Genomic DNA, 17,314 nt, shown 5'->3' with positions numbered 1-17,314 from the left:
GCAGGTGGGCGACGGAAGAACCGTCGCCCACTCCTTCACAGCCGCGGATCCACCGGCTCCGACTCCAGCGCCAGCACCCCGAACACCGCCTCGTGCACCCGCCACAGCGGCTCGCCCCCGGCCAGGCGGTCCAGGGCCTCCAGGCCGAGTGCGTACTCGCGGATCGCCAGGGAGCGCTTGTGGTTGAGGAAGCGCGAGCGCAGGCGGGCGAGGTTCTCCGGGCGGGTGTACTCGGGGCCGTAGATGATCCGCAGGTACTCCCGGCCGCGGCACTTGATGCCGGGCTGGACCAGGCGGCCCTGGCCGTCGCGGACGACCGCGCCGACCGGCTTGACGACCATGCCCTCGCCGCCGCGGCCGGTCATCTCCAGCCACCAGTCGACGCCGGCCCGGACCGACTCGGGGTCGGCCGTGTCGACGTAGAGCCGGCGGGTGGTCCGGAGCAGGCCGCTGCCGTCGTGCTCGACGAGCCGGTCGATGAGGGCGAGCTGCTCGTCGTGCGGCAGGGCGGCCAGGCTGCGCCCCTGGACCGCGAGGATCTGGAACGGTGCCAGGCGGACGCCGTCCAGGCCGTCGGTGGTCCAGCAGTAGCGGCGGTACGCGGCGGTGAACGCGGCGGCTTCGGCGGCGCGTTCACCGGTGCGGGCCAGCAGGCCGGAGACGTCCACACCCCGCTCGGCGGCGCCCCGCAGCGCGTCCAGCGCGCCGGGGAAGACCGCGCCGGACGCGGCGCCCACGGCGGCGTACTGGGAGCGCAGCAGCCCGGACGCCTTCAGCGACCAGGGCATCAGCTCGGCGTCCAGCAGCAGCCAGTCCGTCTCCAGCTCGTCCCAGAGGCCGGCCTCGCCGATCGCCGTGCGCAGCCGGTCGAGGATCGCCTCGGTGAGCGTGTCGTCGTCGAGGAACGGGCGGCCGGTGCGGGTGTAGACGGACCCGGTGGGCCCGTCCACGCCGAAGCGCTTGCGGGCCGCCTGCGCGTCGCGGCACACCAGGGCCACCGCCCGCGAGCCCATGTGCTTCTCCTCGCACACGACCCGCGCGACGCCGTCGCGCTCGTACTGGGCGAAGGCCTCGGCCGGGTGCTCCAGGTAGCCGTCGACGTGGCTGGTGGCCGTCGGGGCCATGGTCGGCGGCAGGTACGGCAGCAGCCGCGGGTCGACCGCGAAGCGGCTCATGACCTCCAGCGCCGCCGCCGCGTTCTCCTCGCGGACCGAGATGCGCCCCTGGTGCCGGGTCTCCACGACCCGCCGGCCGCGCACGTCCGCGAGGTCCAGCGGGCGGCCGTCGTGCCCGCCGGGCGCCTCGCTGCGCAGCGGCTTCAGCGGCTCGTACCAGACCCGCTCGGCGGGTACGTCGACCAGCTCGCGCTCCGGCCAGCGCAGCGCGGTGAGCTTGCCGCCGAAGACGGCGCCGGTGTCCAGGCAGATGGTGTTGTTGAGCCAGGTGGCCTCCGGGACGGGGGTGTGGCCGTAGACGACCGCCGCCCGGCCGCGGTACTCCTCCGCCCACGGGTAGCGCACCGGCAGGCCGAACTCGTCGGTCTCCCCGGTCGTGTCGCCGTACAGGGCGTGGCTGCGGACCCGGCCCGAGGTGCGGCCGTGGTACTTCTCGGGCAGGCCGGCGTGGCAGACGACGAGCCGGCCGCCGTCGAGGACGTAGTGGCTGACGAGGCCGTCGAGGAACTGCCGCACCTCGGCGACGAACTCCTCGCTCTGGCCCGCCATCTGCTCGATGGTCTCGGCGAGGCCGTGGGTGTGCTGGACGTTGCGTCCGCGCAGGTACCGGCCGTACTTGTTCTCGTGGTTGCCGGGGACGCACAGCGCGTTGCCGGACTTCACCATGGACATCACGCGGCGCAGCACGCCCGGGCTGTCGGGGCCGCGGTCGACGAGGTCGCCGACGAAGACGGCCGTGCGGCCCTCGGGGTGGACGCCGTCGGTGTAGCCCAGCTTGCCGAGCAGCGCCTCCAGTTCGGCGGCGCAGCCGTGGATGTCGCCGATGATGTCGAAGGGGCCGGTCAGGTGGGTCAGGTCGTTGAAACGCTTCTCGGTGACGACCGTGGCGTGCTCGACCTCCTGGGCACCGCGCAGGACGTGCACCTTGCGGAAGCCCTCGCGCTCCAGGTGCCGCAGGGAGCGCCGCAGTTCCCGGGTGTGGCGCTGGATGACCCGGCGGGGCATGTCGGCGCGGTCGCTGCGGGCCGCGTTGCGCTCGGCGCACACCTCCTCGGGCACGTCGAGCACGATGGCGATGGGCAGCACGTCGTACTGACGGGCCAGGTCGATCAGCTGGCGGCGGGCCTCGGACTGCACGCTGGTCGCGTCCACGACCGTGCGCCGGCCGGCGGCCAGGCGCTTGCCGGCGATGTAGTGCAGGACGTCGAAGGCGTCCTTGGTCGCGCTCTGGTCGTTCTCGTCGTCCGAGACGAGGCCGCGGCAGAAGTCGGAGGAGACGACCTCGGTCGGCTTGAAGTTCCTGCGCGCGAAGGTGGACTTGCCGGAGCCGGAGGCGCCGATCAGCACCACCAGGGACAGGTCGGTGACGGGCAGCACGCGCCCCTGGGTCTCGTCGGTCATGCCGCCTTCGCCTCCTTCGGGTTCGTCAGGGTGAACAGGGCCATCTGGGTGGGCGGTCCCACCTCGGGGTCGTCGGGTCCCACGGGCTCGTACGCGACCGTGTAGCCGTGGCGTTCGGCCACCGCCTGCGCCCAGGCGCGGAATTCGTCGCGGGTCCACTCGAAGCGGTGGTCGCCGTGCCGGACGTGTCCGGCCGGGAGGGTCTCCCAGCGCACGTTGTACTCGACGTTGGGGGTGGTCACGAGGACCGTGCGCGGGCGGGCCGCGCCGAACACGGCGTATTCCAGGGCGGGCAGCCGGGGCAGGTCGAGGTGCTCGATCACCTCGCTGAGCACGGCGGCGTCGTAGCCCTTGAGCCGGGTGTCGGTGTACGTGAGCGAGCCCTGCAGGAGCGTGACGCGGGAGGCCTGCCGCTCGCCCATGCGGTCCAGCTTCAGCCGCCGGGAGGCGATGGTGAGGGCGCGCATGGACACGTCGACGCCCACGATCTCGGTGAACGCCGGGTCCTTGAGGAGCGTCTGCACCAACTGGCCCTGGCCGCAGCCCAGGTCGAGCACCCGGGCGGCGCCCGAGCGCCGCAGCGCCGTGACGATCGCCTCGCGGCGCTGCACGGCCAGCGGGGTGGGCTTCTCCTCCGTCTCGGTCTCCGCCTCGACGGCGTTGTCGATCGTCTCGACCTCGCTGTCGTCGGCCTCGGCGAGCCGTACGAGCTCCAGCCGCTCGGTCGCCTGGCGGGTCAGCGACCAGCGGCGTGAGAGGTAGCGGCTGGTGATCAGCTTCTGCTCCGGGTGGCCGGGCAGCCAGCCCTCGCCGGCCCGCAGCAGCTTGTCGACCTCGTCGGGGGCGACCCAGTAGTGCTTGGCGTCGTCGAGGACCGGCAGCAGGACGTAGAGGTGGCGCAGGGCCTCGGCGACGGTGAGCGTGCCGGATTCGAGGACGAGGCGGACGTACCGCGAGTCGCCCCAGTCGGGGAACTCGGTGTCCAGGGGCACGGCTTGTGCGGTGACCGTCCAGCCGAGCGGCTCGAAGAGCCGGGTGACGAGGCCGGGGCCGCCGCGGGCGGGCAGCGCGGGCACCTCGACGCGCAGCGGCCTGGCCTGGCCGGGCAGCTCCGGGCGGGCGTGGCAGACGCCCTTCATCGCGCTGGAGAAGACGCTGCTCAGCGCCACGGCGAGCAGCGAGGAGGCCGCGTAGGGGCGGTCGTTGACGTACTGGGCGAGCGCCGCGTCGGGAGCGCCGCCGCGTCCCTTGCCCTTGCCCTTCCTGACCAGGGCCACCGTGTCCACTTCCAGCAGCAGGGCCGCCGTGCAGCGCCCGGCGTCGGCCTCGGGGTAGAGGACGTGCGCCGTGCCGGAGGAGGTGGAGAACGCCTGCGCCTTGTCGGGATGCTTGTGCAGCAGGTAGCCGAGGTCGGTGGCGGGGCGCTCCGGGGTGCCGGTGGTACTGATCGTCAGGAACATGCTGGGGGCCTCTCCGGCCGGGTCGGATGACTGCGGTGCCGTACGCGAAAGCCCCCAGGAGTGGTGATCCCGGGGGCCCGGCAGGACGACGCCCACAGCTTCGCACACCTGTGCCCACCAGCGCCTTCGTTTATCGACGGCGGACTGGCCCGGCCGCTACGACAGCTGCGACTGCACCTGCGAGGAGATCAGCTCCAGGTGGTCCAAGTCGTCCAGGTCGAGGACCTGGAGGTAGATCCGGCGGGAGCCGATCGCGGCGTAGCGGCCGATCTTGTCGACGACCTCGGCCGGGGAACCGGCCAGGCCGTTGAGCTTGAGCTCGTCGACCTCGCGGCCGATCGCGGCGGCCCGGCGGGCGACCTCCTGGTCGTCACGGCCGACGCAGACGACGAGGGCGTTGGAGTAGGTCAGGTCGTCGCCCTTGCGGCCGGCCTCCTCGGCGGCGGCGCGCACCCGGGCGAACTGCCGCTCGCTGTCCTCGACCGAGGCGAAGGGCATGTTGAACTCGTCGGCGTACTGGGCGGCCAGCCGCGGGGTGCGGCTCGGGCCGTGGCCGCCGACGAGCACGGGGATCTTGGCCTGGGCCGGCTTGGGCAGCGCGGGCGAGTCCGTGAGGTCGTAGTAGGTGCCGTGGAAGTCGTAGGTCTTGCCGGGGGCCGTGGCCCACAGGCCGGTGACGATCTCCAGCTGCTCCTCGAGCCGGGCGAACTTCTCCTTGGGGAAGGGGATGCCGTAGGCCTTGTGCTCCTCCTCGAACCAGCCCGCGCCGAGGCCGAGTTCGACGCGGCCGCCGGACATCTGGTCGACCTGCGCGACCTGGATGGCGAGCACGCCGGGCAGCCGGAAGGTGCCGGCGGTCATCAGCGTGCCCAGGCGGATGCGCTTGGTCTCACGGGCGAGTCCGGCCAGGGTGATCCAGGCGTCGGTGGGGCCGGGCAGGCCGTCGACGTTGCCCATGCGCAGGTAGTGGTCGGAGCGGAAGAAGGCGTCGAAGCCGAGGTCCTCGGTGGCCTTGGCGACAGCGAGCAGAGTGTCGTAGGTCGCCCCCTGCTGGGGCTCGGTGAAGATGCGAAGATCCATGCCTCCATCCTGCACGCCGGGGCGACTGACCACGCGATCGGTCCCCCGTCCCACCGCGTCCCCGGTCGGGTGAAATTACGTCAATACCGCAGGACCCGCGTGACAGGGCCAGTGACCGCCCCCGGTGGTGATCGTTTGCTCGTGCGGAGCCGGAGCCCCCGGCTTCCGCACCGGCCGGTCACCGCCGGGGCGTCACCCGCGTCGGCCTCCCCGGGGGGCCAGGGGCCGAGGAGGCCGTCATGTCCGAAGAGACCGTGCCGCAGCAGGGCGGGACCAGGCAGCCGAAAGGGCTGTTGCAGCAGATGGAGGAGCTGATGGCGGCGTTGAACGCGGACCTGTCGGCGTTGGACGCGGATCTCCAGGCCTCGGGGGACGCGGGACGGGAGACGGTCGAGGAGGGCCGGGCCGGCTAGGGCGGGGGCGGTTATGGGCCGGGGCGGCTGGGGCCGGGGCGGTTATGGGCCGGAGCTGCTGAGGCCGGGCCGGTTATAGGCCGGGGCGGCTGGGGCCGGGGCGGTTATGGGCCGGAGCTGCTGAGGCCGGGCCGGTTATAGGCCGGGGCGGCTGAGGCCGGGCCGGTTATAGGCCGGGGCGGCTGAGGCCGGGCCGGTTATAGGCCGGGGCGGCTGAGGCCGGGCCGGTTATAGGCCGGGGCGGCTGAGGCCGGGCCGGTTATAGGCCGGGGCGGCTGAGGCCGGGCCGGTTATAGGCCGGGGCGGCTGAGGCCGGGCCGGTTATAGGCCGGGGCGGCTGAGGCCGGGCCGGTTATAGGCCGGGGCGGCTGGGGCCGGGCCGGTTGAGGGCCGGGCAGCTACGGGCCGGGGCGGCTGGGGGCGCGTCCGGGAGCGGGGGCCTTGCTCGGACTGGGGTTGTGCCTGGGTCTCCCCTACGGCCTCACCCCGCCTCCCGTTCCGGGACTGCCTGTTCGCGGTCCGCGAGTCTGCGGAGCATCTCCAGGACGCGGTCGCGGGACTCGTCCGCCGCGTCGATGGCCTCCATGCACTGCCAGTAGGTGCCCTCGTCGACGGCGGCGCAGGCCAGGGCGACCAGGGCGATGCCGACCTCGCCGAGGAGGCCGCCGAGGTACATCAGGGTGTGGCGGGCGTCGCCCAGCTCCGTGAGCTGGCCCGCCCGCAGCTCGCCCGGGGCCAGCTCGGGCGCGTCCAGGACGCCGCAGCCGCGGCCCGCCAGCTCCGTCAACCCCAGGGCCTCACCGCGCAGTTCGGGTGGGCCGGCGACCGCGAGGCGGCTCCCTATCGCCTGCGCGAGGGCCTGCGCCTGCCACACCTCGGCCATGACCTCCCGCGCCTCGCCACCCGCGGCCAGGGACCGCCTGCTCGTCACGATGAGCCGCACCGCGTCCATGCGCTGCCCCCGTCTGTCCGACGCGCCCCGCGCGTCCGTCTGCCCGAACTCCCTTGTTCACTACCCAGAGTGAAGGCCCGTGAGACCAAAAGCCAGAGGAAGACGGAAATTAACGGACAACAATTCGGATTCGGGCCGCCTTTTGGTTACGTAGCGTACAAACGGACGACGCCACTCCCCGCCCGCCCGGACACCCCGCTAAGGCAGCGGAAACCGGCGTTCGTTGCGGTCGATCTTCGCGTCGAGGGCCGCCAACGGGTCGATGCCGAGCACCTCGCACAGCTGGAGCAGGTACGCGAGCACGTCGGCGACCTCGTCGGTGACGCGGTGCGCGGTGTCCGGGTCGGCCATCACGCCAGCCGACTCCTCGGGCGTCAACCACTGGAAGATCTCGACCAGTTCGGACGCCTCCACGCTCAGCGCGGCGACCAGGTTCTTGGGGGTGTGGTACTGCTGCCAGTCGCGCGCGGCGGCGAATTCGGCCAGCCGGCGCTGCAGGGTCGCCACGTCCAGGGGATGGGGATCAGTCACGGTCCAGGTGTACCACCGTGACGCCCTCGGTCCCGGTGGCCCACGAGGCGTCGCTGACCGCGCCGACCAGCCGGATGTGCCCCCGCTCGCACATCGCGGCCGCGAGGCCCAGCAGTTCCCGCCGCTGCAGCGGGTCCAGTGCGCGGTCCAGTCCGTCGGCCAGGACGGTGAGCGTCTGCAGCGCGGCGGGCACCTCGCCGGCCGGGTCGACCTCCAGCACGCCGGGACCGGTGAGCAGCACCAAGGACAGGGCCAGGTAACGGAGTTCGCCGTCGCCGAGCCGCCCCAGGTCCGTACGGACGCCGTCACCGCGGTCGAGCGCGGCACGGACGCCCCCGACGCCGTCCTGCCGCACCTCCTCGGCGAGCACGTCCGTCACCGGCCCGGCACAGCCCGCGCCCGCCGCCGCCACGAACCGCGCGTGCCGCCGCCCGCACTCGGTGCGGGTGCGCCACAGCACCTCGGCGAGGTTCCCGCAGTCGCCGAGCAAACGGCCGGGTCCGGCCGGTACGGGTTCGCGCATGCGGGTGGGTTCGGGGTCGCAGGCGAAGACCGAGCGCAGGGCGACGACCATCTGCTCGGCCGCCGCCAGCACCTTGCGCTGTCCGGGGGTCCGGCCCGCGACGCGCAGCGGCAACAGGGCGGTGCCGAGCCGGTCGTCGGGCAGCGGGCCTCGGGTCACCGGCGTCGGACCGGCCGTGTGCCAGGCGGCCTGGACGACGCGCTTGCCGGGGTCGCGCAGGGCGGTCTCCAGCAGGACCAGTCCGCCGGAGGTGAGCCGCTCGCCCACGATGCGCAGTTCGGGCTCGGCCTGCACGGCGAGGTCGAGCCGGACGGGACCGGCCGGGCCGTCGGCCGTGCAGCCGATGCGGAAGCCCCGGCGGTTCCGGGCGTCGGGCCGGGCCCGTTCCGGGACGCAGAGGGCGAGGTCCGGGAACGCCTCGCCGAGTACGTCCCCGCCGCCGAGCCGGGCGAGCGCCTCGTAGGCCCGCAGCGCGCTGGACTTGCCGGAGCCGCTGGGGCCGGCCAGGAGAGTGAGCCGCCCGAACGGGAGCACGGCCCGACGGTGCCCGGCAAAGGCGGACAGGCGCAGCTCGGTGATGTGGGGCCGGCCGGGATGCGCAGGGGTGGCCGGACTCGAAGTGGGTGCGGCAGCCGACGTGGGCAGGGTGGCCGGACTCGGACCGGGCGGGTGCGCCGGAGTCGGAGTGGGTCGACCGGCCGGAGCCGGATCGGGTGCGGCGGCCGGAGTCGGTTCGGGTGCGGTGGTCGGCGTCGGGAGAGCCCGGGAAGGCGTGGTGGGGGCGGGGGGTGGCGTCATATCCGGACCGTAGGGGGCCGCCGGCGGGACGAACCGTTCCGTCCCCGCGGCGTTCCTACGATCGGGCGACCTGGCGGCGACGGCCGCCGCGCGTCACGCTCCGGGCACGCCGACCCCTTCCATCAGTCCCGTGACCTCGGTCCCGGCCGGGGTCAGCAGGAACACGTTCCGGTCCACCCGGTGCATCCCGCTCGCCAGACCGAAGACGACGCCCGTGCTGAAGTCGAGGACCCGCTTGGCGACCTCCGTCTCCGCCCCGGTCAGGTCGAGCAGCACCGGCACGCCCGCCATCAGTGTCTCCGCGACGTCCCGGGCGTCGGCGAAGACGTTCACACGCAGCACGACGAAACGGCGCCGCGCCTCGGTCTCGGCCTCGGGTATGGAGCGGTGGCCGACGGAGGAGGGCCAGGCGTCCCGGCCCCGCAGCGGCACGACCTGGGCGAGCCCCTCCCACTGTTCGTCGGTGACATCGTGGCTGTTCACCGGCATGCTCCGTCCTGGCTCGCACTGGCTGTCTGCATCGGGCAATTCTTGCGCAGAGTCACCCGTTCGGCCCAACTGCGACACGCTCCGCGACCTCAATGCACCTCACAACGGCCGGATGGCGGCTGTGTGACGGGCGTAACTCCCGATGATCAAGCGGTGTGACAGCGGCGTAACGGGCGATTCGTACCGTCGGTGCATGACCACGACCCCCGAGCGCCGGCCGGACACGCGGCAGGTGCGCACCGTCTGCTCGTACTGCGGTGTCGGCTGCGGTCTCGTGCTCGACGTGGCCATGGGCCCGGACGGCCGGCGCACCGTCCTGAAGGCCTCCGGCGACAAGGCGCACCCGGCGAACGCGGGCCGGCTGTGCACGAAGGGCGCGACGACGGCCGACATGCTGGCCGCGCCCGGCCGGCTGACCACCGCGCTGGTGCGCGCCGACCGGGGCGAGGAGCAGGTGCCGACGCCGGTGGCCGACGCGATCGCCGCGACCGCGGCACGGCTGCGGGGCATCGTCGACGAGCACGGGCCGGACGCGGTCGCCTTCTACGTGTCCGGGCAGATGAGCCTGGAGGCGCAGTACCTGGCGAACAAACTGGCCAAGGGGTTCGTGCGGACGAACCGGATCGAGTCGAACTCGCGGCTGTGCATGGCGAGCGCCGGCACCGGCTACAAGCTCTCGCTGGGCGCGGACGGACCGCCCGGTTCCTACGAGGACTTCGACCGGGCGGATCTCTTCCTCGTCATCGGGTCGAACATGGCCGACTGCCATCCGATCCTGTTCCTGCGGATGATGGAGCGGGTCAAGGCGGGTGCCAAGCTGATCGTGGTCGATCCGCGCCGGACCGCCACGGCCGCCAAGGCCGACCTGTTCCTCCAGGTCCGGCCGGGTACCGATCTGGCGCTGCTGAACGGCCTGCTGCACCTGCTGCACGAGGGCGGGCACACCGACCCCGAGTTCGTCGCGGCCCACACCGAGGGCTGGGAGGCGCTGCCCGGTTTCCTCGCCGACTACACCCCGGCGGCGGTCGCCGGGATCACCGGGCTCACCGAGGAGGACCTGCGCACGGCGGCGCGGCTGATCGGCGCGGCGGGCGCCCGGTGGATGAGCTGCTGGACCATGGGCCTGAACCAGTCCACGCACGGCACCTGGAACACCAACGCCCTGGTCAACCTGCACCTGGCGACCGGCGCGATCTGCCGTCCCGGGGCCGGGCCCTTCTCCCTGACCGGCCAGCCCAACGCCATGGGCGGGCGGGAGATGGGCTACATGGGTCCGGGCCTGCCCGGCCAGCGGTCGGTCCTGGTGGCGGAGGAGCGGGCGTTCACCGAGGAGGTGTGGGAACTGCCGCCGGGCACGCTGCGCGCGGACGGCGTCGGCAAGGGCACCGTCGAGATGTTCCGGCAGCTGGCCGACGGCGAGATCAAGGCCTGCTGGATCATCTGCACCAACCCGGTCGCCTCGGTCGCCAACCGCCGCACCGTCATCGAGGGGCTGGAGGCCGCCGAGTTCGTCGTCACCCAGGACGTGTTCGCGGACACCGAGACCAACGCGTACGCCGATGTCGTCCTGCCCGGCGCGATGTGGACCGAGGCGGAGGGCGTCTTCGTCAACAGCGAGCGCACCCTCACCCTGACCTCACCGGCCGCCGATCCGCCCGGGGAGGCGATGGCCGACTGGCGGATCATCGCGGAGGTCGCCCGCGCAATGGGCTACGAGAAGGGGTTCTCGTACGACAGCGCCGAGCAGGTCTTCGAGGAGATACGGCGGTTCGGGAACCCGACGACCGGGTGGGACCTGCGCGGGGTGACCTACGGGCGGCTGCGGGAGACGCCCGTGCAGTGGCCGGCCAGGCGCGAGGACGGCCCCGCGCGCAATCCGATCCGGTACGTCGGTGACGGGGAGCTGCGTTTCCCGACGGCGAGCGGCCGTGCCGTCTTCTTCGCCCGGCCCCATCTGCCCGCGGCGGAACTGCCCGACGACGACTATCCGTTCACGCTCAACACGGGGCGGGTGCAGCACCAGTGGCACACGCTGACCAAGACCGGCAAGGTCGCCAAGCTGACCAGGCTGAATCCGGGGCCGTTCGTGGAGGTGCATCCCGAGGACGCCGCGGCACTCGGGATCGCCGAGGGGGATCTCGTCGAGGTCGCCTCGCGGCGCGGCCGGGCGGTGCTGCCGGCGGTGGTCACGGACCGGGTGCGGCCGGGGTGCTGCTTCGCCCCGTTCCACTGGAACGACCTGTTCGGCGAGTACCTCAGCGTCAACGCGGTGACGAACGACGCGGTGGATCCGCTGTCGTTCCAGCCGGAGTTCAAGGTGTGCGCGGTGTCGCTGGCGAGGGTGGCGTCCCCGGCCCCGGCGGGCTCCGCCCCCGGCGCGTCCGTACCGGTGGCGCCCGAGACGGACCTGACGGCCCTGACGCCCCTCACCGCCACGCCCGCCGTCGTCACGCCCACCGCCGCCGTCACGCCCGCCGCCGTCGCCCCGGGCACCACGAACGCCTTCGGGCTGGCGCCCGCCCCTCCCCCGGTGCTGTCCGCGCAGGAGCGTCAGTACCTCAACGGCTTTCTCGCCGGGCTGGGTTCGGGTGCCCCGGGCATCCCGGTGCTGCCGCCCGACGCGCCCTTCTCGCCCGAGCACGCCCTGTGGGTCAACGGCGTCCTCGCCGGCATGTACTCGCGCTCGGCGCCACCGGCCGCGCCCGAGGGCGAGCCCGCCGGGCGTGAGGTGGTGGTGCTGTGGGCCTCGCAGACGGGCAACGCCGAGGAGTTCGCCGGCGCCACCGCCGAGCGGCTGGCCGCGACCGGGCACCGCACCACCCTCGTCGGCATGGACCAGGCCGACGTCGCCTCGCTCGCCCGCACGGCCGACCTGCTCTTCATCACCAGCACGTTCGGGGACGGCGACGCGCCCGACAACGGCTCCGGCCTCTGGGACGCCCTCTGCGGGGAGCGGGCCCCGCGGCTGGACGGGGTGCGGTACGCCGTACTGGCCTTCGGCGACTCCTCGTACGACGACTTCTGCGGGCACGGACGGCGGCTCGACGCGCGGCTCGGCGAGCTGGGCGGAGTGCGGCTGGCGCCGCGCGCCGACTGCGAGCCGGACTACGAGCCCTCGGCCGGGGCCTGGCTCGACGAGGTGCTCTCGGCGCTCGGCCGCACCACCACCGAGATTCCGAAGCCGCCGTCTCAGGCCGCCCCGCCGGCCCAGGCCAAGCCCCCGGCCCAGGCCGACCCGCCGGCCCAGGACAAGGCACCGGCTCAGGACAAGGCTCCGGCCCAGGCCACGCCCCCGCCCCGGGCCAAGCCGTCGGTCGCCACGGCCCGGCTCGTCGGCAACGAGCTGCTCAGCGGCCCCGGCGCGGGCAAGGAGGTGCGGCGGTTCACCTTCGACACCAGCGGCACGGATCTGACGTACGAGGCCGGGGACGCCCTCGGCGTGCGGCCGGTCAACTCGCCCGCGCTGGTGGAGGAGTGGCTGGCGGTGACGGGGCTCGACGCCTCGGAGGCCGTGCCGGTCGGCGCAGCCGGCGACGTCCCCTTCGGTGAGGCCCTGCACCGGCACCTGGACATCACCCGGATCACCCCCGACCTGCTCCGCTTCGTCGCCGAGCGCACCCGGGACGACCACGCGCTGCGCCGGCTGCTGCGGCCCGACAACAAGGACGGCCTGGCGCAGTGGAGCTGGGGGCGGCAGGCCGTGGACGTGGTCGCCGAGTACGCGGTGCGGGCGAGCGCCGCCGAGTGGGCCGGGGTGCTCAGGAAGCTCCAGCCGCGGCTGTACTCCATCTCCTCCAGCCCGCTGACCGACCCGCACCTGGTGTCGCTGACGGTGTCGGTGGTGCGGTACGAGAATCTGCACGGCCGGGCGCGCGGCGGGGTCTGCTCACCGTTCCTCGCCGACGCCGGCCCGGACACCGAGGTGCCGGTGTTCGTCCAGCGTTCGCCGCACTTCCGGCCCCCGTCCGACGCCTCGACGCCGATGGTCATGGTCGGTCCGGGCACCGGCGTGGCGCCCTTCGTCGGCTTCCTCCAGGAACGGCGGGCCCTCGGCCACCACGCCCCCAACTGGCTGTTCTTCGGCGAGCAGCACCGCGCGACGGACTTCTACTACGAGGACGACCTGACCGCCCTGCTCGACGAGGGCACCCTGACCCGGCTGGACACCGCCTTCTCGCGCGACCAGCGCAACAAGGTGTACGTGCAGGACCGGATGCGCGAGCACGGCCCGGAGCTGTGGCACTGGCTGCGCGACGGCGCCCGCTTCTACGTGTGCGGGGACGCCTCCCGGATGGCCAAGGACGTCGACCGGGCGCTGCGGGACATCGCGGTGGCGCACGGCGGGCTGAGCGAGACGGAGGCGGCCGCGTACGTGAAGCAGCTCGCGGCGGACAAGCGGTACGTGCGGGACGTGTACTGACGACCGCCGCCGGCCTTGCCCCCTCGTGGAAGTGTCACGTGCCGGGCGGAGGGGGTCAGGCCGCGGCCCGGCCGAAGCGGAGGGTGGCGGTGACCGTGGTCCGGCCGCGGATCATGCCGAGCTGGTTCCAGGCCATGCCGAACTGCTCGCGGTCGACGCTGAACTCGGTGTCCAGGGTGAGGCCCGTGGCGTCGGCGTCCCTCAGGCGGGCGGTCAGGGACAGCGGCCTGCTGATGCCGCGCACGGTCAGCCGGCCGACGACGTGCACCTGGTCGCCGTCGCGGAGCTCGGCGCTGTGGGCCGCGAAGGTGATCTCCGGGTGGTGATCGGCGTCGAAGAAGTGGTCGGACCTCAGGTGGGTGTCGCGCTTGGCGTTGCCGGTGTCGAGGGAGGCGGCGTCGAAGGTCAGGGTGCCGACGGCGGACCCGTCGGGGCGGACCTCGCCCGAGCCGCCGACCTCGGCGAACGTGCCCTTGACGGTGACCAGGCCCCACATGGTCTTGTGCCGCACGCCCACGGTCGAGGCGGTCGCGTCGAGCTGCCACGTTCCGGTTTCCACGGCGACGGTCATGGTCTTCTCCCACTCGTTGGCCTGACATTGTTGGTCCAAATTTGGATGACTGCACGCTAGCGGCTCGTCCAAAATTGAACAACCCCCTGCTCCAAATTTGGACGACAGGTAGGCTTGGGGGCATGGCCGATCCGCAGGAGCACCCCGCCGACCAGCCCGAATGCCCCTCCGGGGGCGGTGGGCTGCTGCCCGCCGAGCTGCGTGCCTGGATGCTCCTGCTCGCCGCCACCGGGGCCGTGGAGCAGCGGCTGCGCACGGTGGTGAAGGAGAGCCTGGACGTCTCGCACGACGAGTTCCTCGTCCTGTGCCTGCTCGCGGAGCAGCCCGAGGGCGGACTGCGCATGACGCGCGTCGCGGAGCTGCTGGGTCGCCCCAAGACCCGCCTCACCTACCAGATCGCCTGCCTCCAGCACGCCGGGCTCGTCACCCGCAGATCGGTCTGCGGCGACAAGCGCGGCGTCGAGGTCGCCCTCACGGACAAGGCACGGCAACTGCTGACGGAGGCGTCGGCGCCGCTCGCGCAGACGGTCACCGAGGCGCTGGGACGGTTCATGGGACCGGAGCAGCGTCAGGCGCTGTGCGGGCTGGTGCCGGAGCTGGCCGAGGAATCCCGGACGGACCAGGGCGCACCCCGGCCGTTTTCTACACCGTCGTAGAATCAGCCCGGGAACACGGGCGCGACGACGAGCGTTGTGCCGGGTACACACCAGACATGAGGAGCGCGTCCTTGTCCGCCAGACCGACGGACCCCCCGGGGCACAGTCCCGGACCATCCCGCCACGACATCACTGATCGCGGCACACGGCGGGGTGGTGTTCGATGAGTGCCGCACAGGCCCTGCTGGGCCTGCTCGCCGTGTTCCTGCTGACCGCCGGCACCGGCTACTTCGTCGCCCAGGAGTTCGCCTACGTCTCCGCCGACCGGCTCACCCTCGCGCGTGAGGCCGAGGCCGGGGACCGCCGGGCCGCCCGTGCCCTGAAGGTGCTGGAGCGGCTGTCGTTCATGCTGTCGGGCGCGCAGCTCGGCATCACCGTCACCGGACTGGTCGTCGGCTTCATCGCCGAACCGTCGGTGTCCGCCCTGCTCAAGCCGGCCCTGTCCGGCCTCGGCCTGCCCGACGCGGCCGTGAGCGGCGTCTCCGTGGTGCTCGCCTTCGTGCTGGCCACGGTCGTGCAGATGGTGCTGGGCGAGCTGGCTCCGAAGAACCTCGCCATCGCCGTGCCCGAGCGGCTGGCGAAGGCGCTGGCCCCGTCGACGCTGGCGTATCTGAAGGTCGTCGGGCCCGTCGTGCACGTCTTCGACAGCGCGGCGAACAGGCTGCTGCGCAAGGTGGGCATCGAGCCGGTCGAGGAGCTGCACCACGGCGCCACGCTGGAGGAGCTGGGCCATCTCATCGGCGAGTCCCACGAGCAGGGCGAGCTGCCCAAGGACACCGCGGCGCTGCTCGACCACGCGCTGGAGTTCTCCGAGCGCACCCTGGACGAGGTGATGGTGCCGCGCGCCGACGCCGTCTTCGTCCGCAAGGACGCCGGCGCCGAGGAGGCGGTCGGCCTGATCGCGCGGCACGGCCACTCGAACTACCCGGTGCTCGGCGACCACCCGGACGACATCGCGGGGGTGCTGGGCGTGCGCGAGCTGATGGCGCTGCCGGCGGCCCGCCTGGCCGGCGCGCGGGCGGGCGAGGTGGCCCGGGGTCCGCTGCTGCTGCCGGACACGCTGGCGCTGCCCGACGCGGTGGCGCGGATGCGCGAGCAGGACGACGAGTTCGCGGTCGTCCTGGACGAGCACGGCGGCGTGGCGGGCATCGTCACGTACGAGGACATCGCGGAGGAACTGGTCGGCGACATCGCCGACGAGTCCGACAAGGTCACGCTCCTGGCCGTCGCGGTCGGCGACGGCTGGCTGGTCGACGCCGGACGCCGCCTGGACGAGGTGGCCGAGGCGACCGGTGTCCGGCTGCCGGAGGACGACGACTACGACACCGTGGCCGGCCTGGTCGTGGACCGGCTCGGCCGCTTCCCGACCGTCGGCGACCGGGTCACCGTCGACCTGCCCGAGGGCGGCAGCGCCGTGATCGAGGTGCGCACGCTCGACCGGCACGTGGCCGACCGCGTCCGCATCAGCGTGCTCGCGGACGCCGAGGAAGCCGAGGAGATGGCATGAGTTTCCCGATGGCGGTCTTCGTGACCGTGCTGCTGCTGATCGGCAGCGGCTTCTTCGTGGCGGCCGAGTTCGCCCTGGTCGCGGCCAAGCGGCACCGGGTCGAGAAGGCGGCGGCCGAGGGCCGGCGCGGGGCCGGGGCGGCCCTGGCCGGCATGCGCGAGCTGTCCCTGATGCTGGCCGGTGCCCAGCTCGGCATCACGGTGTGCACGCTGGGTCTGGGCTCGGTGTCCAAGCCGGCCATCTCGCACGAGCTCGACCCGCTGCTGCACTCCCTGGGCCTGCCCAGCGCCGTCAGCTACGGCGTCGCCTTCGCCGTGGCGATGGTCGTGGTGGTGTTCCTGCACATGGTGGTCGGCGAGATGGCCCCCAAGTCCTGGGCGATCGCCCACCCGGAGCGGTCGGCGATGCTGCTCTCCCCGCCCTTCCGGGCCGTGGTGCGGGTCGTGCGCCCGCTGATCCGGCTGCTCAACCGGCTCAGCAACGCCCTGGTGCGGCTGTGCCGGGTGGCCCCGCGCGACGAGCTGGCCTCCGTGCACAACCGGGAGCAGCTGACGCACCTGGTGGAGGAGTCCGAGCGGCTGGGCCTGATCAGCGCGACCGACTCGGAGCTGCTGACCCGCTCGCTGACCGAGCCGGAGACCCCGGTGGCCGCGCTGCGGATCCCCGCCGCCGACATCACCTGGGTCGGGGGCGGCGCGGACGTCGACGCCCTGCTGCGGCTGGCGGCCGCGCACGACCGCACCCGGCTGCTCGTCCGGGAGAACGGCGTCGTCCTGGGGTCGGTGCACGCCCGGGACGCCCTGGTCGCCCGGGCCCGGGGGCGCGCCACGACCGCGCGGGATCTGGCCCGGCCGGTGCCCGAGCTGACGGAGGCCACGACGGTCGCCGACGCGATCGAGGTGCTGCGCCGCCGCCGCTCGTCCCTGGCCGTGGTCCGCGACGGCTCGGGCCACCTCTCCGGTCTGGTCACGCTGGACGACCTGCTGGCCCGCCTGATGCAACCGGCCGCCGCGGCGTGACGCGGACGGACCGGGCCGTCAGCCTGACACGGGCGAGGCCCTCGGCCGGACGCACGCGGGTCCACGGCCCGACACGGGCGAGGCCCTCGGCCTGATTCGGGCGGGGCCCGAACCTCCCGCACATCTGCACACCGCGCGCCAGGGGGCGGCGGGCCGCCCGGGCCCGCCGCCCCCGCGCCGCCGCCGCACGGGAACTTGGCGCCGAAGTGCCCGCTTCCGCGTGCGGGGCGCAAGCCCGCGGCGTGCCGCCGGGCGACGGGCCCTGTGAAGGAATGTCCATATCCGGTGACCCGCCCGTCATAGCGGTGAAGAAGACCGC

13 protein-coding genes are annotated in these 17,314 nt (G+C 73.4%); 5 read left to right on the top strand and 8 right to left on the bottom strand.

The genetic code is table 11. The annotated features are described in order from the left end of the window. Window positions 1–35 precede the first annotated feature (35 nt). From CHR28_RS14065 to CHR28_RS14055, 3 genes are all read right to left on the bottom strand, one after another. On the bottom strand, window positions 36–2,576 hold the full coding sequence (locus tag CHR28_RS14065; protein ID WP_094053935.1) for a polynucleotide kinase-phosphatase: 2,541 nt from the start codon (window positions 2,574–2,576) through the stop codon (window positions 36–38). Then, on the bottom strand, window positions 2,573–4,036 hold the full coding sequence (locus CHR28_RS14060; RefSeq protein WP_094053934.1) for a 3' terminal RNA ribose 2'-O-methyltransferase Hen1: 1,464 nt from the start codon (window positions 4,034–4,036) through the stop codon (window positions 2,573–2,575). Before CHR28_RS14060 ends, CHR28_RS14065 begins: the two co-directional genes overlap by 4 nt. A 156-nt stretch (window positions 4,037–4,192) precedes the next feature. Beyond that, the gene (locus tag CHR28_RS14055; protein ID WP_094053933.1) at window positions 4,193–5,116 is read right to left on the bottom strand and encodes an LLM class F420-dependent oxidoreductase; all 924 of its coding nucleotides are present in this window, start codon (window positions 5,114–5,116) and stop codon (window positions 4,193–4,195) included. A gap of 239 nt (window positions 5,117–5,355) precedes the next feature. Between CHR28_RS14055 and CHR28_RS37775 the strand changes: the two genes are divergently transcribed. Then, complete coding sequence (locus CHR28_RS37775) at window positions 5,356–5,529, top strand: hypothetical protein (RefSeq protein ID WP_179272430.1); 174 nt, start codon at window positions 5,356–5,358, stop codon at window positions 5,527–5,529. A gap of 481 nt (window positions 5,530–6,010) precedes the next feature. Here CHR28_RS37775 and CHR28_RS14050 read toward each other — a convergent pair whose 3' ends face one another. The 4 genes from CHR28_RS14050 to CHR28_RS14035 form a co-directional block, all read right to left on the bottom strand. After that, entirely contained in the window at window positions 6,011–6,481 is a 471-nt protein-coding gene (locus CHR28_RS14050; protein ID WP_094053932.1) for a DUF6099 family protein, read from the bottom strand. A 198-nt stretch (window positions 6,482–6,679) separates the two neighbouring features. Then, window positions 6,680–7,012: a nucleotide pyrophosphohydrolase gene (locus CHR28_RS14045; protein WP_094053931.1), complete on the bottom strand. Its 333-nt coding sequence runs from the start codon at window positions 7,010–7,012 to the stop codon at window positions 6,680–6,682. After that, the gene (locus CHR28_RS14040; protein WP_256984243.1) at window positions 7,005–8,333 is read right to left on the bottom strand and encodes an ATP-binding protein; all 1,329 of its coding nucleotides are present in this window, start codon (window positions 8,331–8,333) and stop codon (window positions 7,005–7,007) included. The genes CHR28_RS14045 and CHR28_RS14040 overlap by 8 nt, the downstream gene beginning before the upstream one ends. 93 nt (window positions 8,334–8,426) lie before the next feature. After that, window positions 8,427–8,822 carry a cell division protein SepF gene (locus CHR28_RS14035; RefSeq protein WP_094053930.1) on the bottom strand — a complete coding sequence of 132 codons (396 nt, stop codon included), beginning with the start codon at window positions 8,820–8,822 and terminating at the stop codon, window positions 8,427–8,429. A gap of 193 nt (window positions 8,823–9,015) precedes the next feature. Here CHR28_RS14035 and CHR28_RS14030 point away from each other — a divergent pair, with 193 nt between their 5' ends. Then, a complete protein-coding gene (locus CHR28_RS14030; protein ID WP_094053929.1) occupies window positions 9,016–13,242 on the top strand; it encodes a bifunctional nitrate reductase/sulfite reductase flavoprotein subunit alpha in 4,227 nt (1,408 codons plus the stop codon). Window positions 13,243–13,297: 55 nt separating this feature from the next. Here CHR28_RS14030 and CHR28_RS14025 read toward each other — a convergent pair whose 3' ends face one another. Next, the gene (locus CHR28_RS14025; RefSeq protein WP_094053928.1) at window positions 13,298–13,813 is read right to left on the bottom strand and encodes a YceI family protein; all 516 of its coding nucleotides are present in this window, start codon (window positions 13,811–13,813) and stop codon (window positions 13,298–13,300) included. 122 nt (window positions 13,814–13,935) lie between these two features. Here CHR28_RS14025 and CHR28_RS14020 point away from each other — a divergent pair, with 122 nt between their 5' ends. From CHR28_RS14020 to CHR28_RS14010, 3 genes are all read left to right on the top strand, one after another. Continuing rightward, entirely contained in the window at window positions 13,936–14,469 is a 534-nt protein-coding gene (locus CHR28_RS14020) for a MarR family winged helix-turn-helix transcriptional regulator (RefSeq protein WP_094053927.1), read from the top strand. Window positions 14,470–14,632: 163 nt separating this feature from the next. Beyond that, on the top strand, window positions 14,633–15,976 hold the full coding sequence (locus CHR28_RS14015) for a hemolysin family protein (protein ID WP_094053926.1): 1,344 nt from the start codon (window positions 14,633–14,635) through the stop codon (window positions 15,974–15,976). Next, complete coding sequence (locus CHR28_RS14010; protein WP_094053925.1) at window positions 15,973–16,995, top strand: hemolysin family protein; 1,023 nt, start codon at window positions 15,973–15,975, stop codon at window positions 16,993–16,995. The genes CHR28_RS14015 and CHR28_RS14010 overlap by 4 nt, the downstream gene beginning before the upstream one ends. Window positions 16,996–17,314 lie beyond the last annotated feature (319 nt).

The organism is Streptomyces sp. XY006 (genome assembly GCF_002237655.1).
In the GTDB taxonomy this organism is placed as follows: Bacteria; Actinomycetota; Actinomycetes; order Streptomycetales; family Streptomycetaceae; genus Streptomyces; species Streptomyces levis.
Note: the sequence above shows the minus strand (reverse complement) of the source record. Positions and strands in the feature narration are given on the sequence as shown.